Source organism: Paenibacillus sp. MZ04-78.2 (assembly GCF_024213375.1).
GTDB lineage: Bacteria > Bacillota > Bacilli > Paenibacillales > NBRC-103111 > Paenibacillus_G.
Window position 1 is genome coordinate 1 of sequence record NZ_JANAVJ010000056.1, and the last position, 24797, is coordinate 24797.

General features: G+C 39.1%; 17 protein-coding genes and 1 pseudogene. 1 reads left to right on the plus strand and 17 read right to left on the minus strand.

Translation table 11 applies throughout. The annotated features are described in order from the left end of the window. Window positions 1–71: 71 nt before the first annotated feature. The 5 genes and pseudogenes from NLX71_RS24105 to NLX71_RS27170 form a co-directional block, all read right to left on the minus strand. Complete coding sequence (locus NLX71_RS24105) at window positions 72–1115, minus strand: ATP-binding protein (RefSeq protein ID WP_254366332.1); 1044 nt, start codon at window positions 1113–1115, stop codon at window positions 72–74. A 16-nt stretch (window positions 1116–1131) separates the two neighbouring features. Then, complete coding sequence (locus NLX71_RS24110; RefSeq protein WP_254366333.1) at window positions 1132–1872, minus strand: AAA family ATPase; 741 nt, start codon at window positions 1870–1872, stop codon at window positions 1132–1134. Between the two features lie 204 nt (window positions 1873–2076). Further along, a complete protein-coding gene (locus NLX71_RS24115) occupies window positions 2077–4242 on the minus strand; it encodes a Mu transposase C-terminal domain-containing protein (RefSeq protein ID WP_254366334.1) in 2166 nt (721 codons plus the stop codon). Continuing rightward, window positions 4226–4567 carry a TnsA endonuclease C-terminal domain-containing protein gene (locus NLX71_RS27165; RefSeq protein ID WP_375377955.1) on the minus strand — a complete coding sequence of 114 codons (342 nt, stop codon included), beginning with the start codon at window positions 4565–4567 and terminating at the stop codon, window positions 4226–4228. The genes NLX71_RS24115 and NLX71_RS27165 overlap by 17 nt, the downstream gene beginning before the upstream one ends. A 3-nt stretch (window positions 4568–4570) precedes the next feature. Then, window positions 4571–4654 (minus strand): annotated as a pseudogene (locus NLX71_RS27170) (heteromeric transposase endonuclease subunit TnsA); the annotation flags it as partial. 692 nt (window positions 4655–5346) lie between these two features. Between NLX71_RS27170 and NLX71_RS24120 the strand changes: the two are divergent. Then, window positions 5347–5772, plus strand: a complete 426-nt coding sequence (locus NLX71_RS24120) for a helix-turn-helix domain-containing protein (RefSeq protein WP_254366335.1) — start codon at window positions 5347–5349, stop codon at window positions 5770–5772. A 24-nt stretch (window positions 5773–5796) separates the two neighbouring features. Here NLX71_RS24120 and NLX71_RS24125 read toward each other — a convergent pair whose 3' ends face one another. The 12 genes from NLX71_RS24125 to NLX71_RS24180 form a co-directional block, all read right to left on the minus strand. After that, complete coding sequence (locus tag NLX71_RS24125; RefSeq protein WP_254366336.1) at window positions 5797–6114, minus strand: hypothetical protein; 318 nt, start codon at window positions 6112–6114, stop codon at window positions 5797–5799. A gap of 191 nt (window positions 6115–6305) precedes the next feature. Further along, entirely contained in the window at window positions 6306–7265 is a 960-nt protein-coding gene (locus tag NLX71_RS24130) for a 3'-5' exoribonuclease YhaM family protein (RefSeq protein ID WP_254366337.1), read from the minus strand. Continuing rightward, entirely contained in the window at window positions 7262–9160 is a 1899-nt protein-coding gene (locus tag NLX71_RS24135) for a UvrD-helicase domain-containing protein (protein WP_254366338.1), read from the minus strand. Before NLX71_RS24135 ends, NLX71_RS24130 begins: the two co-directional genes overlap by 4 nt. Before the next feature lie 14 nt (window positions 9161–9174). After that, window positions 9175–11226, minus strand: coding sequence for an ATP-dependent nuclease (locus tag NLX71_RS24140; protein ID WP_254366339.1), 2052 nt, complete (start codon window positions 11224–11226; stop codon window positions 9175–9177). A 25-nt stretch (window positions 11227–11251) separates the two neighbouring features. Then, the gene (locus NLX71_RS24145; RefSeq protein WP_254366340.1) at window positions 11252–15631 is read right to left on the minus strand and encodes a hypothetical protein; all 4380 of its coding nucleotides are present in this window, start codon (window positions 15629–15631) and stop codon (window positions 11252–11254) included. Between the two features lies 1 nt (window position 15632). Beyond that, on the minus strand, window positions 15633–16376 hold the full coding sequence (locus NLX71_RS24150; protein ID WP_254366341.1) for a DUF6063 family protein: 744 nt from the start codon (window positions 16374–16376) through the stop codon (window positions 15633–15635). Further along, window positions 16357–17925, minus strand: coding sequence for a hypothetical protein (locus NLX71_RS24155; RefSeq protein ID WP_254366342.1), 1569 nt, complete (start codon window positions 17923–17925; stop codon window positions 16357–16359). The genes NLX71_RS24150 and NLX71_RS24155 overlap by 20 nt, the downstream gene beginning before the upstream one ends. Continuing rightward, entirely contained in the window at window positions 17926–18984 is a 1059-nt protein-coding gene (locus NLX71_RS24160) for a Wadjet anti-phage system protein JetD domain-containing protein (RefSeq protein ID WP_254366343.1), read from the minus strand. It abuts the gene before it with no gap. 260 nt (window positions 18985–19244) lie between these two features. Further along, window positions 19245–19592: a hypothetical protein gene (locus tag NLX71_RS24165; protein ID WP_254366344.1), complete on the minus strand. Its 348-nt coding sequence runs from the start codon at window positions 19590–19592 to the stop codon at window positions 19245–19247. A gap of 67 nt (window positions 19593–19659) precedes the next feature. Next, window positions 19660–22755: an AAA family ATPase gene (locus tag NLX71_RS24170; RefSeq protein ID WP_254366345.1), complete on the minus strand. Its 3096-nt coding sequence runs from the start codon at window positions 22753–22755 to the stop codon at window positions 19660–19662. Then, window positions 22712–23908, minus strand: coding sequence for an exonuclease SbcCD subunit D (locus NLX71_RS24175; protein ID WP_254366346.1), 1197 nt, complete (start codon window positions 23906–23908; stop codon window positions 22712–22714). Before NLX71_RS24175 ends, NLX71_RS24170 begins: the two co-directional genes overlap by 44 nt. A gap of 266 nt (window positions 23909–24174) precedes the next feature. Further along, window positions 24175–24747, minus strand: coding sequence for a hypothetical protein (locus tag NLX71_RS24180; RefSeq protein WP_254366347.1), 573 nt, complete (start codon window positions 24745–24747; stop codon window positions 24175–24177). Window positions 24748–24797: the final 50 nt, after the last annotated feature.

A 24797-nucleotide genomic window follows, 5' to 3' on the forward strand; every position in this document is an offset into this window, starting at 1 on the left:
AACCTCCCGTTCAAGATACCTTCATTTTCTCATGAGCTTGAGGTTCTTGAAAGGTGGTGAGTATTTGACGCTCACGTTTTCTTAAGGGGTTCTGTTAACGATGATTTACTGGCCGTCCACTGATATTTCCACATACTCGAAACAAAATAACCCCAGTCCTTTCCCTCAGTCATGCGATCAATGATCATATCGCCTTGGCCACAGCCCCTTCTAGCCTGACTAAACGAGCCTCCGAACAATCGAATTGCTTTAAAGGTACCCACGAGAACTACAGGAACTCCAATTGTATTGATAAGTTGCGTAAAGAAATTTAACATTTTCTCTGAACCGCCACTCTTAGCTTGACTCAAATTTTGAATCTCATCAATGACTAATGTCCCCAAACAATGAAGTGAAGCTATATGTGCCATTAAGGGGATTAAAGCATCAGTAGTCGAGCCTCTGGTTACAAACTTCTTAAAATAAGTGGTTCCCAATACCGCATCTACAGCTTGAAAGAAATTGATGCATAGCCCTTTTATGGAACCGTCAAACGGGCAATTCAATTTCAGCCAAACCAACTGATCTAAAATGAGAGGTTGCTTATTAAAGCTTATATGCTGTATAACTTGTGGGTATAGTAGCAAGTTTAGATCTACGGCAGTTGACTTTCCTTGTCCGCTAACACCAATAATGTTAAAACCCGCTGCAGTCGACCGAATGCCTGCTGCATTTTCCCCTTCCTCGTTGACACCGGCCTCTAGAATGTTTTCAAACCCGACATGAAATTGTCGAGCATATTCCCTTTGAAGGGGGTTTCGTGCAACATAGCCATGTCGAATCATTCTTGAAAATCTTTGCTCAATGTAAAAATGAATCGGCAAGACTTCTACATAGTCACTTAATTGTTGAACACAATGCAGCCTCAATCTCCTGCTCAAACTGCGCTGTGACTGATGATAATCAGGGTAGTTGGGTATATCATCCATTAATTCATCTTCATCCATGATCTTAGGAAGTGATTCAATCAATGGATTCCCGGCATATCCTTTTATTACTTGTTCGTTATCGTACTGTGCTTTGATAAGCTTACCCTTTAAAACAGGAGTATGTGTATACTGTTCAATGGGTTTCATTGTTTGAATTCATCTCCTAATTCTCACCATTAGGGTCCATGAGAACTATGGGAACCCCAATTGTTTTGTTAAGTTGCTTAAAGAAAATCAACATTTTTTCTGAACTGCTGCTTTTAGCTTGGCTCAAGTTTTGAATATCATCTATGACTAATGCCCCTAAGCAATGAGTTGTAGCAACACGAGCCATTTGGTGGATTAAAGCATCAACAATCGAGCCTCTGGTTACAAGCTTCTTAAAATAAGTGGTCCCCAATAACGCATCTACTGCTTGAAAGAAATTAATGCATAGTCCTTTTATAGAACCGTCAACCGGACAATTCAATTTCAGCCATACCAACTGAGCCATTATTAAAGGTTGTTTATTATAGCATGTGTGATGTATTACCTGGGGGTATAAAAGCAAGTTTAGATCTACATCTGGTGATTTTCCTTGACCACTGACATCAATAATGTAATAACCCGCTGCAGTTGACTGAATTACTTCTACATGGTCCCATTTCTTGTTTACACAAACCCTATTCTCAAATCTGACATGATATTTTTGAGCGGATTCTCCTTGAAGGGGATTTCGTGCAACATAGCCATGTCTAATAGTTCTTAATAATCCTAGTTCATCTTCATCCATGATCTTGGAAAGTGCTTCAATCAATGGGTTCCCAGTATATCCATTTACCACTTGCTCATTATCATACTGCGCTTCAATAACCTTACCCTTTAAAACAGGTTTAAGTGTGTACTGTTCAATGGCTTTTATCATATAAATTCATCTCCTATTTTGTACCATCATCGGTATACTAATTATTTTTGAATGGTTGCGTAAGAATCCACAATCATTCTTGAACATTTATTAATACAAATGTGTAATTGGACCCTGACGATTACTTCCTCTACATCTATTGATATTGCATGCAAACCAAGATCACGTTGTTCCCATACATTATCTGTTGGGTCTAATTTGATACTATTCGTACTCATCTTCTTCACTCTTCCTTCGTTTTAATTTATCGAGTAGTGACAGCCCTTTGACTTCATCTTCAATTTCTTCTTCCTCTAGATCTGTAATGGAAATAATAACTGGCTGCTCATTTTGTTCACCTAAACGGAATGCTTCATAAGCTTGCACTTCTTTACGCTCAACGGCTCTATTCTCCTGGATGTTTGATTTAAACTCCGTATTGGTCAGGTTAACTTTACTCAGCGCTTGCTCAGTAAACGCGATTTCTTCTTGATTTATTTTTTTGATGCTTTCGTTCAATTTGTATTTTGCAAGATTTTGCGTGTCTTTGTGATATGCGAGTGCCAGTTTCTCCTCTTGTTGCATCATCTGGATCTCTTCCAGACTAAGATTCTTAAATCGATCCGATCTTTCTTGTAATGTGCATGTGTGGTATTTGAGACCATCAGGGGTCTTAATGTAAATTGCATTCATACATCTTCTATCGAAAGCCATTATGACCGACCGAGAGTCTCCCTTAACAAACCATCCTGCTTCTACCAGTTCATCACTTTTGTAATGAATTCCCTCAAAGGTGATGCCAGATCTCGTAGCTGTTAGCGACTTGCTAGGGAGGAGGTTTAGACGGATGATGTCTTTTGTAAACGTCTTCAGATGACCCGCCCGATTTTGTATTCCCCAATTCCATAAGTGAATAGGAACAGGAAGAACAGAGTCAGGTATCATGCTGATATCAACCGGATAATCATTAATTGCTTTACTGTTATTGTGAAACAATATAAATTGAATCATCATCCTGATAAAACCTCGTAAAGAAAGTTTCGCATCGAGAATATAATCTTTTCCACCACGTTGCTTAAAGTCTGGTAGTACTGCGCCCGGAGACCACCTTTTAATCGTTATGCTCAGAGTTTTAAAATTGGACTCAACAATCCCTTTCCAGTCTGCACGATAGGGAGGCTCATTTTTTACGGTAACTCCCAAATATTCAGTAAGTGAATTAGCCTTCTTGCTCTCAATTTCACCCCGATCCCCTATAAGTACCTCAGGAACATGATGACACGGCCATTGTTGCTCATTGATGGTAATGTCATGCTCGGCACAAAACTCTACCTTGTTAGTTGTAGCATTTTCTAACGCCATCATCGCTCCCTGCCAGGAGGGACCTTCTAATCCCACATAGAATCCGACAATCATCCTGCTGAATACATCTATGACGAGATAGATAACAGGCCTTCCAATAACTTTAGTCCGATCTGCCTGACTCACGAGATAAATGTCCCCAACGGTCGCGTCAATTTCGTAAATACTTCCGGGGCCAACCGCCCTTCTTGTAGAATTGCCTAGAACAGGTCTAAATTTAAGATTGTAATTCCGAAGCCCTTCTCTAGCCATGATGACCTGTTTGTAGTCTTCCGTCTGTTCATAATGATACCGTAATTGGTCTATAGTAGGGACCTGATAACTCGGCATTGGAAGCTCTATAACTTCGCCATTCATAACGGATTTTTTACGAAAAAGATTATGCCACATTTGCTCATGAACGAATTGCAGGCTGTTTTTGTCGGTTGTTTTATACCATTCTGCTAATGCTGTGGTCATTTTTGCTCTAATTTCATCATCTACAACTACCCCAACAAATTCCGGATGTATTTTGGCCAGAAGGCTTCGTCTTCCCACTTTCTGCGGATTTTTTTTCTTTTCTTCTGGTTTTAACGGTCTACCGCAGTTAAAATAGTGTGAAACAAGGGCATTCTTTATTTTTCCACCGGTCCAATAATATCGTAGATATCTATAAATCAATGTCTTACTTTTCTTTGTCTTAAGTGATACTTCTTTTATAAGTTCCCCTCGTAAAACACGATCATAGATGGCGGGCTCAATATCTACAATATCTTTTATGAGTCCCCATTTTTCCTCAATTCCTGTACCATGCATTTTTTGATATTCTGAGTTCGGGTCCATAAGCATTGCATAGGGGTCTATCTCGGCGATGATATATAATCCATTACGCAAACCTTCTTCGACCTCAAAATAATTTTTTCTTACGGGCAATGGTTTTTCATCTTTTTTAAGTGAAATCGTATACAAATAGCTTCTGTTCGGGGCTATGTATAAGACCCTGTCGGCATTCTTCCCATGCTGCAGGATAACGTTAGCCTGTAACTCCATTTTGCATTACCTCACACGATCGACTCACAACTAGCGGTTCTAGTGCCGGTTGAATTAATCGGTTCATGTCCACCAGCCAGAGCTTGTTTGCAATAAGATGACGTACAATAAACAGACATGTTCCTACAGGCAATCCAAATTTCACATCACATACCGTCGCCGATTTGGAGCATGGCCGTGTCCGGTTTCGAAGTGCTTCAAACAATTCTGGCTCTAAAGCTGCAATGATAGATTCATTTAGATGACCCATTCCTGTTAGTGTTCGAGCAGAGTGGACCCAAGCTACGTTTTTGACCAAATTATACGAAATGTCTTCATCTGTGATTAATCTCCAGCGTACCCCCTCATCCGCAAAAAACCGCCTCTCTATCTCAAATTTTTCTAAAACTCTTCTTGTCAGCTTGCTTTTCGGTTTGGCTGTATGCGCTCAATATTCTAGACCACTATCAGTCCGAACCGTAAGCATAAAATCAGTGGTAATCACCACAGGAACTCTTGTTTTGGGATCACGAGGATGTCTAATATTAAGCGCTTCTGCAATATGCATTGTCTTTTCTAGAGGCAAACACGCAAACTGTTCTCGGATGTCTACAATACAGTCCGACCACTCACACACATAGAAGTAGGCCATTTCAAGGTGTTCCGAGAACAAGTGGTGTATTCTTCCCGTCTTCCACCCTTTAATCCGACTCACCAAACCTAGTGAAGGAACATCATGAATCGTAAGCCAAGGTTTATATCGGGCTCCGTGACCCTGTCCTCTCTTTTCTTTTATTCTTCTCTCAATTGTGCTGCGAGTTGTAGCACGTTTGCGCTTAGCCAAAATAATCACCCTCTCACTTAAGTTAAATAGCTTCTTTCCGTTTATAAAAGGGAATCACTTTTTTTTCATCTATCCCATAAACTGAGATCATCTCCCCTCGTCCCCTCCAATAAGTAAATGTTTCATTTACTTTGTAAATTTAATATTTACCACAATCTTAGTAAATCTTTTGTTTATTTGTCAACAATAAATTTACTTTTTGACTGTCCGATAGTAATATTAAGTTAAGTGTTCCATCGATTGAACACATAAGTATTCAGTTTTTTAAAGGGGAAGCTAGTATGAATACAGTTGGCGATCGCATAAAACTACTCAGAAATTCCAAAAACCTGACTCAAGAAGGTCTATCGCAAATGCTTGGTGTGACAAAACAAGCAATCTCAGGCTGGGAAAGAAACGTTGCTAGCCCTGACTATAAGCAACTCTGCCATATAGCGGATCTATTTAATGTATCTGTTGATTATTTGCTTACAAGAACGGATTTCCCGTCCCCATTTTACTTATCCTCTAATGGAGAACTCTCAATATTTCCATTGAATACAGGGCTTGTTGAGACATCATCATTCGATCTGAACGGACTATTATTAACCCCTAATGCTAAACTTCATTTAGGTGGCAACCCTTTATCAATGAAAGACAGACAAATGGTGGCTGAATTAGTAAGTACAATTTTCGGTAGATTCCAGGAGGTCCAGCAGAAAAGTTAGTATGTATCAGCCACTTATTTGATATCATTTTCGGACGTTATTTCTTTCTCGTTTCAATTTCTGAATAGATTCGAAATATTTATCCAATTTAGTTGGACTAATATTTTGTCTTATAATGCGGTAGCATTTTTCTGGTTCAACCTGATTCTGTCTTTCCAAATAAATTATTTCTGAATTTCCTGGAATAAAATGAACACGAATTTTCCAACCACCATAAACTCTCGCATTCTCGAACCATTGTTGACTGATAGCTGTGGTGCAAGAGTAATATAACCCACGAAACAAAATCCCCTTCCACGTTACTCTTGCAATATCACTATGTAATTCTGATTTTGCATACATACTTTTACCTCCAGATATTATAGGCTCTTTTACTTTTATATCCGTAATTCAATCTAAAAATACAAATTTATTAAATATTATTGTTTATCGGATATTCCTGAAAATAAAAAACTACCCTTTAAAAAGGATAGCTACTTGATCTTCTTTTGCTGCCAGGCATTTGTTCCCCAGTAGAACTAATTGTATTTGTATTATAACTTTAATTTTAAAATTGGTTTGTTCTCCAAACCTCGAATTGCCGGTGTCCACTCCTCGCTCTCAGGGATTGTCTGAAGCATGTCTTCAACCATTTGCAGTTTTGCATCCATTGCATCTATATAATGAAGAGCTACCGCTTCCGGTAATTGAGGCTGCACCGGGCTTCCCCATTCACCTAGATTATGATGGGATAATACCAAGTGCTGTAATGCAAGGATGGTATTCGATTCCAGATCAATCCCAAGTTTAATTGCAGCTTCTATAATCCAATTCGAAGCCATACTAATATGTCCAATCAGTTTGCCTTGGTTACTGTAATCAGTTACCATACCATACTCCGAAACCATTTCTACTGGTTTAGCAATATCATGTAAAATTACGCCCGCTTTTAGCAAATCCGAATTGAGAAAATGCCGTTGCTGACAAATAAAATCACTCAATTCAAGCATCCGAACGATATGGTATGCCAAACCGCCATAATAAGCATGATGATGAGATTTCGCCGCGGGTGAAGAATGCATTTTATCTTTGACTTTCTCAAAACAAAAAGTAACAATTGCTCTAATATCATTGTTACTTAATCTGTTGATTGTCTTCTCAATTATAGGGATGAGCTCATCTGATCCTACAGGGGCAGAACGGATAAAATCTGTTATCGTTACCCCGTCTTGTTCCGTTGTTTTTCGGATTCGTACTACTTTGACTTGCAGTCTTTCACGGTATACTTGTACCACTCCCTGCACCTTAACAAGACACATCGGAAAGAATGTTTCAATATCAGTCTTGCTGGCATCCCAATACTTTGCAGAAATATTACCACTAGAGTCGGCGAGCACAAGGTCTAAGTAATCTTTTGGAGTCGAACTACTTGTTTGTTTCGCTTCTATTTCTTTGATCAAATAGTAGCCAACAAAATCATCACCATCACAAAATTCTTTTATTGGTTTAGTCACATTATCACCTCTGCGCCCGTTGTATGGTACACAGGTTCTACAACTCCCGAATCGTGCAATGCTTGATAGAAATCAGCTATAACTCTCCTGTGTTGATTACTAAATTGCCCAAATGGTCTTACCTTACTAAAAGTAAAATGAAGCGTGTTTTTTGCCCTTGAAAGAGCTACGAAAAAAGCTGCCGTATCTTCTTCCCTTTGGTCATTAAATCTAAAAAAGGCTGCATCCTCTAATCCCAAAAAAATAATCGTTTTAAACTCAAGACCCTTGCTTTTATGGATTGTCATTATCGGGACCGTATTTTTACCGAGCAAATTATTAATCGCCGCTCCTACAGTACCTGACTTATCGTATTCTTCCCACAGATATTTTGCCAGTTGTGAACTTAATCTTTCAATGTAGTTTGATCTTAAATACTGAGGAAAGTAGGCTTTAAGTGCATCTGTAGAATAAAAATCAGTAATTTTTTTGATAATCATTTTCAGATTATTCTCATTATCAATTGCCCTTAAATCAGATTTAAGCTCAGTTATAAAGTCGCTTAATTCTCTCTGTGATGCATGAATCTCAGAAGAAGATTCATCCACACTCTTCAAATCCAACAATATATTCCGACAGTAGGTCCATGAGCTAGCATCCCTTCTAACTGCTATAATCAACGTATTTATGCATAGCGATATGTAATCTTCCTTCAGGAAGTCCTGATATACACCTTCGTTTCGAGCCTGAATTCCGCACTGATTAAATTCCGTTATCAATTCGCTAGAATATGCATCAACTCGTTGCTTCACAAGAATGCAAATATCATTGGGTTTGTGACTTCCATCATTAATATATCCTTGGACAAGATTTACTATAGTCTTAGCTTCTTGTACATGATCATCAAACATGTGTAAATAGGCTTGTCCATCCGTAGCTTGCCATTTTGGATTTGTTTGTATTGAAATAGGTTGCTCATTAAATCTTGAGAAAAACATCTTTTGAATTTCAATGAGCCTAGGTGCTGACCGATGATTCATAACTAGTTGATAAGCAGTTGATCCAAAGTCAGAGGTGAAGTTTGGGAATACGTCTCTCATTGCCCCGGCCCAAACCATTATACGCTGTTTACCATCCCCAACTGCTGTTAATCCTGAATTAGAATTGTAGAAACAGGTTTTAACAAGTTCATATTGAATGCGTGTAGTATCCTGAAATTCATCAAGGAATACATGGCTGTAAGTCATTTGCAGAGACTTTATCAACTGCTGATTACATTGTAGTAAATATGTCGCTAAGCGGGTGATCATAGTAAATGACAACCTTGCTGTATCGGTTACGTCACCTTTTAACAAGAGCTCCCAAGCAGCCTTTGTTGGATAGTCGCTTTCTTGAGGTAATGGTAAAGCATATCGAACAATTTCTTTTTCTAAAAAATCGTTTATATCTCGGGGACGCATCCCAACAGGAGGTACAAATCCAGCGTGTTCATATGCTGTTCTGATGTCATTCTGGGTTCGGTCCGCCACTGCAATATCATAAACTGAGTTAGGGCGATATTCCTTAGGAATACCCAAATAGAAACGATCCACAAGACTCTTAGCAAATGCATCATACGTCATAGATTGAAATCTCTTTGAAAGCTCTGTACCACAGCGTTTCTCTACCCGTTCTGCAAGATTTTTAGCAGCGTCTCTCTTGAAGCTAATTGCGAGTATTTTCCTTGGGGCATTACAAGTGCTCGTTTCAAGTAAGAAGCAAGCTCTTTGAGCAAGTAATTCCGTTTTACCTGCTCCAGGACCAGCAATAACAAGAGCATTATTTTCATTATTTTCACTCTTTACAACTTGAAGTGCAGCGGGTTCAAGAGTCAATCCATCTGCAGGTTCCCATATATGTTTATCAATGATTTTCATTTATTAACCTTTCCTTATACGCCATTAAGTTTTTGTTTTGCTTTAGTAAGTAGCCGCTTTAATGGAGCAGGCAAACTATTTTTAAACGTCTCATCATTAATGTTAAGTGATGCTAATCGGTGTGTAACAGGTTTCCCTCGTTGTAAGAAAAAGTAATCATACCACACCATCATTTTTCTCTGTTCGAAAGTGTAAGTTTCGCCAGTACCTCCACCTTCTTTTAAAGAATGTTTGGTTGCTAAGTCCACACGTTCTAAATATCCATCTGCCGCAGGATCATTATCCTCGATTTCGGAAATCTTACCTACACGATCAATTCGCGGGCCTTCATTGCCCTTTAGAACACCTTTATATGCTTCAGGAAATGCCTCTAACATCATGAAGTCCAGATCCAAGGGAAATGAGAAATAAACATCATAGTTTTCCAACATATTAATCCAAGTACCCTGGGCATCAATACTTGCTTCGTCCCAATCATGCATATTACTTAATTCTTTATCACTTAGAATACGGCCACCAGTAACAGTCAGTAGTAAACTTTTATCCACTCCAATTTGAATGAGTTGTTCGACAGCATATTTAATCCTACCCCATCCTCCTCCGAAACGTTCTTTATCGAAGTCCAATAAGGTTACATATGGAATGTTTAGTTCGGATAAAAGCTTCCAAAAATGATTGACATGTCTGCCTCCAAGTGGCACAACAGATATCGCAATGCTATCTAAATGATCCTCGGCATCCAATTCAATTGCTTTAGGGATAACAATTTCTTCACTATCCCCTTCTCCCAAAATGACTAGCTTTGAGAAATAAATTTCAGGATATGCTCTCACAGCTTCTTTTACATATTTGTACGCTTCTTCGTTCTCTACAGACCCTTGCCTACGAGGTAATACGATTTTTTTCACTTTTGTAAATAATTCATCAATCGAAATATTAAAATACCGAATCGATTCAGGTGAAACCCTCTTCACAATAGCAGGCGTATGTGATGTGATAATGACCTGAGAATTATTCTTCGAAGCAATTCCTTTCAAGTTTACGATAATGTTCCCCAATAGATGAGGAGATACGTGATTTTCAGGTTCCTCAATAGCAAGAATAGTTAATGCGGGAATCTGCATATTAAAAAGAGGAGCATTTCCGCCGTCACTGCTCGCCATAGCCTGCTGCTCAATCTCCAAAAATGAATCTACGAGTGACAAATAGAATAAGGAACGAAGTCCATCCCCCAGTGAGTCAATTGAATATGCCTTTTGCGTTATTGATGGCATGAAATCAACTTCAAACTTTTTGATTAGTTGTTCCAGGTCAGTACTATTAAATCTGATATTTGCTTCCGAATACCGGGTATCCTTGTGATACTTTTTCCAATGCTCCTTAAGTGAATCCCTGACCTTTTCCAGACCAGCTTCTTCAAACAAAGACTCTTCTGCCTGTTTTAATTGCTCTTTAATATTTTCTTTTGTTTCAGATGACCAATTAATACTTTTTAATACACGCCATAACAATGTTCCAGTCGCATTCTTTAATAATGTGGATGGGTTACGAATGGCCGGGACATAAATGATCTTGATTTGAGAAAGCTCACTTGGCGGCACTTTCGTAGCTACTTCTTCTGCATCTTCAGACATAGACATGTAGCATATTTTACTTTCTATGATTCCATCTGGCGTATTACTTTGCTCCCAAGAAGCCTGTAATCTTATTCTCAAGTACGGCGGTTCACCCGTGTTCTCAATAACGAAATTATCAAAATAAGTAGGTACCGCATACTGTGTTTCTCCGTTATCGTCCTCAATTTCCGGAAACGAGAAATTCACCTCAATATACATTTCTCTTCTCTGCAAATCCTCAACCACTCCGTCATGCGATACGTAGAAATCAGATTTATCCAATGTTCTTTCCGCGGTAGTTTCCCCAAATAGTTTAGTTAATGCCTGCAGCGCGGCGCTTTTTCCGCTGCTATTTGAGCCAATGAATGTTGTAATATCCTCAAAATCAATAATTGTCTCCGTTGGACCATAACATCGAAAGTTACATATCTTTAATTTGCTAAGCCTCATTTTAGTATCTCCTCTTCTATCTACATTAGTTGTTCTTAATTGCATAGATGTTATTGAGCTCCATGTACTCCGATTCTGATTTTAGAATTTCGACTCCACCGCGATTGTAATAACGATTGCTAATAACTGCCTCAAAGTGACTTCGGATTTCTTCTTCACGGATTGCAGTTAGGCAGAATAATTGTATCTTATTTTTTAGAGCAAGCTCGATAATCGGTCGTACTACATGCTCGGATGATGCGGCTCCGAATGGATTATCAGCAACAATTGATTTCCAGACACTTTCTTTACCGTGTATTTTCTTTCGGATATGCGTCACAATTATCATAAACATAATCATGTAGGAGGTGTATCGTTCCCCGCCTGACCAAGAGGCAGCTTCGTCCCAAGAGAAATATTCAACACCTAATTCAAGCAGTGATTTCTTTCTCGGTTTAAATATTTCAATGTAACAATTCTCCAAAGGCGATACATTTTTGAGGAGATTTAAGCTGTTCATTTGTTGTTCAAGGTATAAATTCACCTCATCATCGGGTTTCCCCTCTTCTTTCAATCTTTTAAGTTCGTAAATAATTTTCTCCACAAACAAATTAGTATTGTGAAGTGAGACTTCTCTTGGATTCGCATCCCACTTTATTTTGACCATCTGTATCGTATTACCAAACAGTTCGACTTTCGAGTGTTTTGACACTTCACATATATTTTCGTGAATAATAATGGCACGTCGGTGAGCAATATCCACAAGATTTTCCTTATCTTTTCTAAGCTCAGTTAACTTGCTCTGTAAGTCACTTTCCATCGCATCAAGAGCATCAAATACTTTCACAAAAGCTTCGATAATGTAGTGATAATCAAATAGCTTCTCTTGCAATATGACAACAGTATTAAACTCTGTCGCAAACCGGCTTACCTTAGTATTATTAGTCTGTTGCAGTGTTTTCACGTAGGATTCGCATGCCTTTTTGACAGCATTTCGCTGTGATTCCAAGCTATTCTTCGATTCCATGTATGCACTAGAGACAACAGTCACCGCTTGAACACGAGAATCTCCAAATGTCTTCCATTCTTGTTCATTAAATATTGGTCGCGAAATATTACCTGTTGGCAGTTCTCGCTGTGCTTGGTAGCGCTCGAGTGCAAAATGAATATCCTTCATAACATTGTTTTGCGCATCTAAGTATTCTTCGTTCAACTTATTGTTTTCTCGATTTTTCTTTATTCCTTCTTGAACTTCATGGATAGTCGAAGGAAGCTCTCCTTCTCCATCTCCATAAGGAGCCTTACCATATTCATTACTGAGTGTGGAAATCATATTGATAATGGTTCCTTCTACTTTAGCAACTTCAATCTTTTTATCATTAAAAGATTTTTCAAGGGAACTAACAACATCTCTTTTATTATCTATTTTCTTTTTAAGCTCCGATCTTTCGCCCTGATAAACTGCACGATAGTTCAGTTGAACCCAAGTAAACTCAAGCCCTGTATCTACTATTGCAAATCTAGCCTTATCCCTGTTTTCAATACACTTTAATAGAAGCTCTTGCTTAGCCTCGTATCCAGCATTTTTTTCGTTCAGCTCTTTTCGGGCTTTATCCAAAGTAATTCGAATTTCTTTGAATTCCTCTTCTGAATACTCGCTTTCGAAACCACAATCTTGATCTAGCTGGTATTCCTTCCCGATCTTATGGTGCTCATCAAGAGTTCGTTCCTTCTCTTGCAATAATACCAATTGCGTCTCTTTATGCGTACGCAATTCATCTAACTCATCTTCAATTTCATTTATTTTTGTCGTGAGGGCTTCAAGTGCAAACTTCGTTGCTTTAAGGGTCGATCTTTTCAATTCAACATCCGGCTCTGGATATTTATCAATAAAAATTGCTAAATGTTCTGTTTTATAATTTAACTTTTGTTGTTCTTGCTTGTAATCTTCCCTCTTGTTTTGGGTAGAAATCTGTGCACTCTTTAGAGCAACCATCCTATCTGTATTAGCTGAAAGTTCATACGCGATGGAAGCCATTCTGTGTGCTAGCTCAGTTTCACGCTGTGCAAATCTCTTGGCCGAGAAAGCATCATACGTTTCATAAAAATCTTTTGCAGTTTGAAACGTATCGTCAAAGAAAAACAATTCTTGCTGATCTTGCTTAAGTCTCTCTTCCTTACGGTCAAGCTCCTGTTTTAATTCCCTAATCATGGATTCGATTTTCTCTCTGGATGTAAACAGCTTTCCATCTAATGACTGAAAGACCATGAGGCCGTCTTGGGAAGATGCAAGGATCACATCTTCTTGAGATGCATTTACTAACAGTTTGTTTTTTAGTTGAAATATTAAAGGAATTTCAAACATTTCTCGATTGATCTTAATTCGTTGCATTTCACGAACGATCGTTGCCGTTTGAGCTTCCTCTATTAAAAATGAATATGGTAGCAGTGGGTGATTTTGCAAATATTGTTCCTTAGTTACCTCATCAACGTTTTGGTCTGCTAACCACTCGCTTCCGAGTGTAACAAGTGTACCTCCTCGATGTAGTCGGCTCTTAATTTCAAGAAGAGTATGATGTGGAACAAAATATTCATTCTCCGTGAGATGTCTAATCTTTCTACGAAGCTCCTCAATCCCAACTTTAAGCTCATCGCGGTGGTAACTCCTTGTGCTAATCTCTTTATCTAACCAAGCTAGATTTTCGTCCTTTTCGGCAAACAAATCAAAGACCATTCTCCCCTGCTTGGTCAGGGTATCTGTGAGTATGGCATTTCTAGTCTCATATTTCTGTATTGCTGTTTGATTATCATTGCGCTCAGTGCGGATTTTTGAATCCTCTAAGCTAAGGTCTTTTTCCTTAGTATGACAAGCGGAAAGTTCCTCATCATAAGTCTGAAGATGACCTGTGCATTCTTGAATTTGAGCCTGGAGATCTCCTAGTCTCTGAACAAAGCTTTTTTGCAAAATTGGGGGGCTATCAAGAACGCCCAATTCGCATATTTTCTTCATTCGTTCCAGATCACTCTCATAGTTTCGCAAGTACTCATTAAGAGTACCTATTTCATTTTGATACCCACCCTTGTCATCCTGGCATCTATTAAGCTCGTCTATTGTTTTATCATATTTAATTTTTATGTCATCTATTTTTCCGGAGACTTCATCTCTAGCCCTTGCCTTCAAATGGAGAATTGCAGACCACGCATCTTGCAGTTCCTCAGTCTTATTTCGAACGGTCTCCTCTAACTCCGGTTGAGTTTTTTTCATCATTTCAAGCTCTTGAGTGTAAGAAATTACTGCTTGGTTCTCACTTTCATATAATGCATACTGTGTGAACGATTGAAGTTCTTTATCTTTTCTCTCAAGTGAAATCAAATGTTGACTGTGAGATTTAAATTCCTCTTCATATTGAACTGCTTCTTGCTGAAGCTCCTGCATCTCATGTCGCTTTGTTTGAATATAAATACTATCCTTCTTCCAATTCCAATCCTGAAGTTCTTGATAAATTCTCTTTTTCTCATCCTCTAGCCTTTGCAAGGCTTCTGCGGATTGTACCTGATGCATCTGTAAAGTAGAACGAAGGCGTTCAATCTTAACCAGTTCTGAATGATGTATTTTTTTCTTACTTTCAAGCTCCTGTACACTCGTGACGACCATTTCAGCCAACGATTTTATCATTTTAAAGTCTTCAATATCTTTTTGATATTCAGGAATGATTAGAAGGTTTTCTTTATATCCTTTGAATGCCTCAATTATTTCTTTTTTGTCCTCTTCGGTTTGAAAAATAGTATTTTCCATTGTAGGTACCAGTAACTTCGTAATCAATGTTTCTGTCGTCTTCGCTTTTTGAAAAAAACCTTCTACTCCCCCCTCATCACCGTTAATTTTCCGGATACTTTCCCATTCTTCCGGGAGTATGCCGTATAACAACAAATTTTCCTTATACTTTTTGTTGGAATCTGGGATTTCAACGTAGGGATAATCTAAATTGTTTAAGTACTTTCTGAAATCAGTAAATCTCGTCACCATCTTATCCGTAGTAAAAGGTAACGTAGCAATATTAACTTCAGAATCCTTTTCGTAAGTAAAAAGATAATTGAAATAATCCAACTTGTCTTTATCCGTCTCTGCATTCTTAAAGCAAAAACCAGTTAATAAATACTTTTCTTTCTCCCCGTCAAGTAACCACTCTACCGCGATATGCCCATATGACTTTTTTGCATAGGTATCTTTAATATTTCGCCCAGCGAGACCTGAGTTAGGTAACACAGTTTGCATTAATGTCTGGATAATGCTTGTCTTGCCGCCGCCATTCTCAAGCAAAAAAATTGTATTCTTACCTCGAGGTTCCCATATATTATCAGGAATAATCTTCTTCCCTTCATCAAACTTAAGGCCGACCGTACGTATTCGAGTTATGACAGGCATATTAACTTCTCCCCTTCTGTGCATTTGTAATAAAACGCATGATTCTTTCTTTTCGGCCAGTATTAAAATAATATTTAATAACAACGTGATTCAGTTTTTCTGTAATCCTGACTTCTTTACCTTCCATGACTACGGCAAGCTCTTCCTTCTCTAAAAACACCAACACTTTATTTAAAAATCCAAAATGATGCTTATCATACTTTGATTTTTTTAGGTTTTTTACCGTTTCATTAAACTCAGGCACAGAATCCCATGAATTCATAATACCTTTTAGGTCCAGTTCTAGATCCTCTGCAATGGACGTTAAGTCATCTTCTTCCAGTGACTTGAAATACTCCATACTCTTATCTACCGTCTCTAGTATTTCCTCAATTCGCACGTATTGCCGCGTCGATACTGTCTGATCCATACTATTGAAAAATTTAGACAACAAAACCAGCATACAGAAATAAGCCAAGTAGAGGTGCTCATTATTTTTCAGCCCCATTTCCTTACGAAGTTCTTCATTCGTGTAAGAAAGCACTCGATTTTCCAGGGTAGGAACCATATATATAACACCGTTATCTTCATATTCAAAAATTTTCACTTGTGCATTCGGCTCAATAACATCACGGATCATTTCTTGCACCTCAAAGCGCCTAAAGGTACTATAGATTTCCTCATTGTCTTTGGTTATGCGTCCTTCTTTTTGGAGTGCAATAAAGACAGAAAATGCATCTGCAAAGTCATCCTTGGGTGTTCCCATATAAATTCCCCTTTCGTATTGCAAAATCGGATAGAACAAAGCCGTTCTGGAGACTAATGATTTTCCCATTCGGCTCGAAAGAAAAATAACCTATTGTTTCAAGCTCCGGATATACCTCAACAGCACGCGCCAAGCATCTGGGGATTTCTGGTAAATGAGGAATAATCTCATGTTCAATTCGTTGGAATGACGTATAGTCACTTTGATGCAGGTCAACAAGGAAGGAGTAAAAATGCATCGAGTTTGTTAGTTCATCGTACAAGTCTACGTTCTCGATTTTAACATTTGTAAGGATTTCAGAAATTGTAACGCTACTTTCCGTAAGAATCGGCTTTCCCAAAATTCGAAGGTATTCAACCGTCTTTGCTTCTTTTTGAATCCGCTGCATTTCTTCTGCTTTTTCAATTATTAGCATCTCCTCATCACTGACTTCATGAACTTCTACATCTTGTTCCTGCTTGCGAATAATTCGCCGCTGCGGTTGAAATGCTTCAAGAGGATTGAAAATTGATTTTCTACGAAGTGGTAATAAGGGATTTAATATGATTTTCAATGTATCCAGACTTACAGGCCTTGTGTTAATCTCACTCAATATTTCACGTTCAAAATTCAACTTTACTGAAAAAGCGTTGAGGATTAGAGATTCCATGGAATGAGTCATAACCATCTGTAGCTTCTGCTTATCTGTAAATAAAGACTCATGGACGGCGATCACACTTGCCAGTTTTCGCTGGATTTGCATGACAAGCTCGATACCCTTAATTTCTTTTGCTGTAAGCTCACCCATATGATAGCTATTAATTTTTTCATCCACTAAATTTTTCAAACTATTAAAAACTTCTCGTTCCCGCGTAAGTTTATCATGAACACTCTCAAGTTGTTTTTTGAGTAATTCCTTTTTTGAAACCGAAATGGCATCCTTCACAATTTCACCTTGCAAATCTCGTAGAGCAGAACGTTCTTTTTTAATTGCTATTGTAATGTCATTAATTGCATTTAGTGCCTCATGAAAAAGTCCCTTTTGCATTTGTTGTTTGAAATACAACTGGGCAATAGAAATTTGGAGCTCACCATACATTTCTTTTGTTTTAAAGAGCATTTCAATACCCTCGGTAGATAAACGCAGACTGATTTTTCGCTCTTTAAGCATGTCTATATCCATGTCCTCATCGTACTCAAATAACCGGAATGATATAATTTCCTTGCTCTTCTGTTCCAAATCGAAATATTCAAATTCATGATTACGACCAAAATTTCGGAGGAATTCATCAACGAGCACTTCCCGCAGCTCTTCGATCTCTTCATTATTCATTTGAATGCCGCAGCGTTCTGACAGAGTACTTTTCAGAAATCGGTGCAAACCTTCGGTAGTCGTAGGTCGGTTCATCAGCATATTTTCTAAAGTGAATAGCATAATCGCAATTGACAACGACACTAGAGGCAATTCACGGAAACGATTCTTATCTCTCATATAGAGAATTGGTGAAAACACACCTAGATTCTTCATACGTTCCCGGAAACCAAGAAATATATTATCGTAACTATCCATTTATACGTCTCCTTGGGAATGACTTAGCCTTATGAAATCTTTACGATTCAACCCTTCTTGAGGAAGATATCCGTTCTTTTGTTCAATGATCGAGATAAAACTTCTTCTCGTGGATTCGTCAAAACATTCAAGAAAGGTCGCATAGGATGATGGTTTAGTTTTGACCTGTTCCTTTTTACGCCGAGGTGGCTCCCTAAACTCATATTTACTTAACAAAGCAATGTAGAATGGCAAGAACGGTTGAACATCTATGGCTTTCTTTAAATATGAAAAAATACTCATCCCCTTGGGATCAATATCCCCGAAGTAATAGACTCGATAATCAATATCTCTAAGCTCTTCTATCTCGTTAATATAAGAGAAACTGCTCAGGATCTTATCGCCCTCCCCATAAATGAGCATGGAGAATGGTACCTCGCCAAAAATATAGGCTCCTTCAATAAAAAGTCGTTTGATCGTATAATATGTGTCTTTATTTTCTATAATCAAAATGTGGTAAGATGATTCGCCGCGGCTAGAGCGACGGTATTCAAAAAACGGCTCATAAGTAGGATAACAATATAAATCATCTAAAGTTATGCTGATTCTCTGGAGAACTCCCCTGTTTTGGTCTAACCACTTTTCATCATAAAAAAGTTCGAAGGATCGTTCATTAATTGAAATTACTTCCGTATCACCTATCTGTAGGAAATTATTTATTTCATCCAGATACGGTTTATCTTTAATGAATCCTTCGTAATCTTTTACATAAGATAATAAAGCCATTTTAGGATGATACCCATTGAGCAACATTCGAATATATGCTTCATCTACTGGATCAGTTGCTTTTTCAATTTTTCGATAGGCATTGAACAGTTTCGTGCCGATTTTCCCTCTAGAGGTAACCGGTGATAACACTCCATCATTGCAGAGAGCCTCAATCGATTTCACAAAGGATGAAAATCCGCCATCTCTTTCATAACGTAATTTATGATTTCGTACCAAATAAGATTCAATATCATCTGTCGAGATAGTTTTATTTCTATTATTTTCGATAAATAATTCTATAAGGTCTTTCAAAAAGTATCATCCTTTTGCTAGAGTTATAGTAACGAAACCAAATCACATAAACGATTTTTGCACCGACCGTTTCATCGTACCTAGAAATTGCATTATATGTTTATTAAATCACACCAACATGTCAGCACCCTGCCACTGAACATTTGTTCGTATGAATAATATTTCGACAAATTAATGGAAACTCCTATCCGTATTATGGCAAATATCCTGCTCTAAATAAAAATAACCCCGCCGTAAAGGGCGAGGTGTGAGAACTAGCTTCATTTCTTATCCACTTGTAGTAACGTTACGTTCTTAATCGAATACGTATCTTTAATCTTCTCTTCAGTAATAACATTTAGCTTGATCAGGCTTGCAATCTTGGAGGAATCCGCTTTCGAGAGCATACGCCAAACTCCGGGGTCAGGCAGTGCTGCGTATAGCTTGTTATCGTCGTACTCCTTCCGCTCTTGAAGTACGATCTTTACCTTGTAACTTCCTACCTCAAGCTCAGACACGCCTTGTTCTGTACAATGATTCATGATGTCGCTGCGTAATTCCGATAACTCTTGCTCTATTTCTTTTTGTTTTTGCTTCAGTTGATAATATTGTTTTACTTTCTTGTCCATATTGTTCACGCTCCTCTTTACAACATATTTATGCTGAGGAAGCCAATTTAGGACAAGATTGATAATACTAGCTTACACAAAAGTTGGTGTAACTATATCCCTCTCTCGTTTTCTTCACTTCCAGGATGGCAGGTATGGCTTGTTTTAGCTCCTGAACATGGGAAATGACGCCGATCATACGCCCGGATTGCTGTAAATCGATCAAGGTATCAATTGCTTTGTTTAATGACTCTTCATCGAGAGAGCCGAAGCCCTCGTCTATAAACATGGTTTCCAGAGATATGCCGCCTTCATAGGACTGAATAACATCGGCCATCCCAAGCGCTAAACATAATGAGGCATTAAATTTTTCCCCGCCAGATAATGTTTTCACATCCCTCATTTGGCCTGTGTAATTATCATACACATCAAATCCTAGGCCGCTCTGCTTGCCACGTTTCTCCATACGGTCGCTGCGAACCAGATAGAATTGACCACCTGACATCCGTTGTAATCTCTGGTTTGCATTTTGAATAATCTTTTCCAAAAATTCAATCTGTAGATACCGTTCAAAGGATATCTTCTTTCCATTTTCTCCGCGAACAACATCATACAAATCTTTGACAAGTTGGTGTTCGCGTTCAGCATCTTGCCAATTGCTCTCAGCCTCTATGATATTGGCCTTGTAGTCTCTACCCTTGTCGTAGTTGTTCTCGGTATGTATATACCCGCTGCGAATAGAATCAATATATTTTTCCAACTCCTGCAGCCACTGTTGTAATGCATCAAGATCATGACGTTCTTTGCCTGCTAACGATGAGGACAGTTCCTCGATTTGCTTTGTTAAAGATAGCATTGCTGTCTTATATGTTTCAATCTGTTGCTTCAATTCTTCACGAGCCACATCTGTCATTTTCGCCGCTTTGTAAGCTTCTTCCGTCTCGAATCCTGCTTGCTCCAAAGCATTCATGTAGCTTTGATGAGCTTTATCTTTATTAGCGATAGCCTCGTTATTTAAACTCTCTGCATTACTGCGGTTTGCTGCCGCCTTGATGTTCCGATCGTTCGCCTCTTGATATCGCAGTTGTGCTGCCTTCCATGCGGACTCCAGCTGCTTCTTAATATCTTCCGTTTCCCGGATACGCAGTTCTAGCTGCTCAAGACTTCGCACATCTTCAGGTAAAGCAGCTAACGATTGATCATATAGTGCCTTCTCCGTGGCATATGCAGTCTTCTTCTCATTGCACAAATTCAGAATATGCTCCTTGTGCTTGCGCAATTCATCCAACCTGTTCTCCAGTGTTTCCAACCCAAGTCTCAGCAGGGCAAGCTTCGCATGATCTTCCTTCAACCACTTCTCCTCTTCAGCCAGTGCTTTTCCTTCTTTCACCAGCTCTTTAAAAACACCCTGAATCCCTTCTAAGCTAAAACCCTGTTCAAGCAATTGTTGCTGTTTCTCTTGAATCAGCTGCCCAGTGGCTGCGAGTTTCGCTATCGCTTCGAGATGCTTTTTTTCAGTTGCGGATTTCTCCTTGCGAAGCCGCTCCAACTCTTCTTTGGTCGGGATATCTCCGGCCACAGCTGCCTTCTTAGGATGGTCAAGGCTTCCACAAACCGGGCAAGACTCACCGTCATGAAGATGACTTGCAAGTAATCCTGCCTGACCTTCAGTCCAGCGATCCTCTACTATTGAATAAGCATGATCCGCTTTTTCAAATACTGCTCGATTCTCTCGCTCCTCTTGTTGTTCCTTTTCAGATTTTTGAACGAGGTTATTGTATTCTTGTATGATTGTAGCTTGCTGTCTCAAAATAGCAAGCTTCTCTGTCTTAACCGGCAAGAGAACAACTTTCTCTTCCAGTTCCTTTATTTGAGCTAAATTCGTTAACCGTTCGGATTGTAAGGAATCCAATTGATTCTGTGCATCCGTCAATTGTTTCGACAACTTTTCGACTTCAGCCGCAAGCTGCACTACCCGTTGTTGCTTCTGATCGATTTCCTTTACCGTTGGCAGGTATCCCTGAAGTCGATCCAGCTCATGAAAAACCTGCTTTCTTACCTCTTCCTTGCCTTCTTCCTCCTTATACTGCAACGCGGCCAGTTGAAAAGTAGCCTCCGCGTGTACGTTTTCAGACAAAGCTTCTTCGAGAAGCTTACTTTTGCGGACGAGTTCTTCCGAGAACTCTGAATTATGCTTTTCGTACACTTGCAGATGGACGGCTTGCTCGGCAAGTGAAAGCAACACCTTTTTTTCCTGAATATCTTGTTCTTGCTCTACAAGGTTTTGTTTTGCCGCGAGCTTTTGATCCAAAATATTGAATTGCTCATTCAGGTTTTGGGCTTGATGATATGCCGATGTATGTTCTTGGTACTTAGCTGTTTCATCTTTCAGCCTCTGCTTCATAACTTTCATTTGTTCAGTGTAATATTCGATCTCTTTATCTAAGGCTTCAAGTACTTGATATGTATTATAATGCTGCTGTTGAAAAAATACGTTATACAGGTCCGATCCCTCACGTACTGCTAAAGAGCCCTTAACATTGCTGATATGATACTCACGCATGTTTCCCAGTTCCGTACAGAGCTGTTGCATTTCCTTCCGCTTCTCATTTAAATGATCGGCAACATATTTGTACAAACCGGTCTTAAAGATACGGCGCAAAATCTCCTCTTTGTTCTCCGTCTCCGAGGTTAACAGCTTACGGAACTCCCCCTGCGGCAACATAACGATTTGACTGAATTGTTCCTTCGTGAGTCCTATAATTTCACGAATCTTCTCATCCACCTGTGATACAATAAAGCGGTCAGTAAGCGGAACCTCTTTCCCACGAACGATCTCGTACAATTCGTATCGGTCTCCCGTTGCCCCTTTATTGCCTACTTTAACATGAGCCAGCTGCCGGAATACGCGGTACGTCCGGTCTTTCAGTTCAAATTCAAAATCAACGGAAGTGTGCGCCTGGTCATCAGCGAAATGACTACGGAGCATTTTATTGTCATTTCTGTCCTCTCCACTCGCATCCCCATATAAAGCAAAACAGATCGCGTCAAAAATGGATGTTTTCCCGGCCCCCGTATTTCCCGATACGACAAACAATCGATGTCCTTTCAGCTCTGAAAAATCAATAACTTCTTTATCCTTATACGGCCCGAACGCCGTCATCGTAAGTTTCAACGGTTTCATTGCGCTCACCCTCTTTCTTATAGATCTCCTGCAGCGTTTCTATAAACAAATGTTCTGTTTCTCGAGAGAGCTCTGTTCCTCTCACTTCTTTGTAGAATGCTTTGAACAGCGAAAGTCCGTCCATCTTTGCTCTTCCATCAATCGCTAAAACTTCCCCTGTGAGCCCAAGGATAGCCATTTTCCGTTCTACATGCATAGCATTTGGATACACGGATCTAACCCGTTCCATCGCAGATAGTACTAAAGTCTCGTCAAGCAAGCGAACAAAAACATAATCATAATTAATCGAGTGCTTCTCAATATCTGCAATTAGGCCTCCTACAGTTCGCATATCACGTCGTGGAGCGAGGTATCTTTTCTCAATTGTCACGTTTCCATGTTGATCTAGTTCAACTATAAAATATCCTTTGTTATGATGTTCTTCCGAAATGGAATATTTCAGAGGCGAACCGGCATATCGGATAGTTTCGTTCCCAACGTGATGCGCCTGATGAAGATGGCCTAGTGCCGTATAGTTGAAGCCATCAAAATGCTTTGCACTCACATGTTCGGCCCCACCGATGGACAACGGCCGTTCCGAGTCGCTTGTATTATTCTGTGCTTCACCACTAGGTGTGACAAAAGCGTGGCCAACGAACACGTGACGAGCACTCAGGTCCATTTTAGCTTTGATGGTTTCAACGATCTTCTTCATAGCATCATCATGAGTTTTGATGTCTTCATCCCCAAGCAAATAACGAACTTTTCCAGGCTCGGCGTATGGGATGAGATGAAAATGAACCTCCCCATCTTGGTCGCAAAGCACTACAGGTTCGAAAGGATATGTAAGTTCACCCGCGATATGTAACCCTGAGGCTTTCATAATGCTGCTTCCAAAGTCAAGCCGGCTGGGGCTATCGTGATTACCCGCAACTGCTAATACGGGGATTTTCAATTGGAGGATAATCGTTTCTAGCACGCTATCAAGTAATTGAACGGCTTCCGTCGGTGGAACTGCACGATCATATAAATCACCTGCGATAACGATGACGTCTGGTCTATCCGCTTCAATATCCTTTATAAATTGTTCAAGAACAAATTGCTGATCCTCCGTCATGTAAACACCCTGAACCAACTTGCCAAGATGCCAATCAGCTGTGTGGAAAATTTTCATTGGTTTCCGTCCTCTCTGATAATATCTCCGTATCTTCCTCGGCAGTTTTTATGCAGCTGTTATTGTGTAACTCTATTATAACAAACGTTCTCTGACAACAAGTTGCCAGAGAACGTTTGTTTGCACTAATTATTTTATTCAATGGGACATGAGACTTATTCCTCAGTTTTGGTTAGACAGTATATCCGTCAGATGGTGGTCAACTTGCATCGTCAGCTTTCGGACATTACACTTTAGCAATAACACCAAACCTACCGCTGCTAAAATCATTCTTCCTTATATTTTTCTAAAACCTCAGTGGTTTTGCTTATAAGCTTATTAAATAATTCTTTCTCTCTTTCTTTCGTAGTCAGCCACAAATCACCATATTTTTTGACAAATGCCTGAAATAATAAGTCATCGTCATCTGTTTCATTAATCTCTAATATCTCGGACATAATCCTTTTATTTCTTATAACATTAAAGATCTTATTGTATAGTTCATTTAACCGCTCTGAAGCTAATTTAGACACAAGATTTACTGTGTACGGCTTACTTGGAACGACTGAACTTACTTTCCCCCGTCGATGCTTCTTCCCTTTGGTTATAGTTACAGCCTCTGACTCATCCTCAACCATTTCAATCTTTATAATATGCGTAAACTCTAATTGATCTCCTTGAATAGTTGACGAGTAAAATTCAATGTTGTTTTTCAGTAAAATGCTTTCAAGTTGTTTTAACTGAAAACCTAATACATCATACATCTTATCCTTTTCGTCGGTCTTTTTGCGCTTATTTATTTTATCCGAAGGCGGTAAAATAAATCTATCAAAACTAGGGCGTGTCTGAAAACTCATCATAGTGGAACTACTTCAACAAAATCATGGCAGAAGCCAAAAAAGCAAAGCTC

Bases quoted from the DNA above. Each gene is read 5' to 3' on its own strand.
- NLX71_RS24105 (WP_254366332.1), bottom strand. From the start codon at position 1,115: ATGAAACCCATTGAACAGTATACACATACTCCTGTTTTAAAGGGTAAG.
- NLX71_RS24110 (WP_254366333.1), bottom strand. From the start codon at position 1,872: ATGATAAAAGCCATTGAACAGTACACACTTAAACCTGTTTTAAAGGGT.
- NLX71_RS24115 (WP_254366334.1), bottom strand. From the start codon at position 4,242: ATGGAGTTACAGGCTAACGTTATCCTGCAGCATGGGAAGAATGCCGAC.
- NLX71_RS24120 (WP_254366335.1), top strand. From the start codon at position 5,347: ATGAATACAGTTGGCGATCGCATAAAACTACTCAGAAATTCCAAAAAC.
- NLX71_RS24125 (WP_254366336.1), bottom strand. From the start codon at position 6,114: ATGTATGCAAAATCAGAATTACATAGTGATATTGCAAGAGTAACGTGG.
- NLX71_RS24135 (WP_254366338.1), bottom strand. From the start codon at position 9,160: ATGAAAATCATTGATAAACATATATGGGAACCTGCAGATGGATTGACT.
- NLX71_RS24140 (WP_254366339.1), bottom strand. From the start codon at position 11,226: ATGAGGCTTAGCAAATTAAAGATATGTAACTTTCGATGTTATGGTCCA.
- NLX71_RS24145 (WP_254366340.1), bottom strand. From the start codon at position 15,631: ATGCCTGTCATAACTCGAATACGTACGGTCGGCCTTAAGTTTGATGAA.
- NLX71_RS24150 (WP_254366341.1), bottom strand. From the start codon at position 16,376: ATGGGAACACCCAAGGATGACTTTGCAGATGCATTTTCTGTCTTTATT.
- NLX71_RS24155 (WP_254366342.1), bottom strand. From the start codon at position 17,925: ATGGATAGTTACGATAATATATTTCTTGGTTTCCGGGAACGTATGAAG.
- NLX71_RS24165 (WP_254366344.1), bottom strand. From the start codon at position 19,592: ATGGACAAGAAAGTAAAACAATATTATCAACTGAAGCAAAAACAAAAA.
- NLX71_RS24170 (WP_254366345.1), bottom strand. From the start codon at position 22,755: ATGAAACCGTTGAAACTTACGATGACGGCGTTCGGGCCGTATAAGGAT.
- NLX71_RS24175 (WP_254366346.1), bottom strand. From the start codon at position 23,908: ATGAAAATTTTCCACACAGCTGATTGGCATCTTGGCAAGTTGGTTCAG.
- NLX71_RS24180 (WP_254366347.1), bottom strand. From the start codon at position 24,747: ATGATGAGTTTTCAGACACGCCCTAGTTTTGATAGATTTATTTTACCG.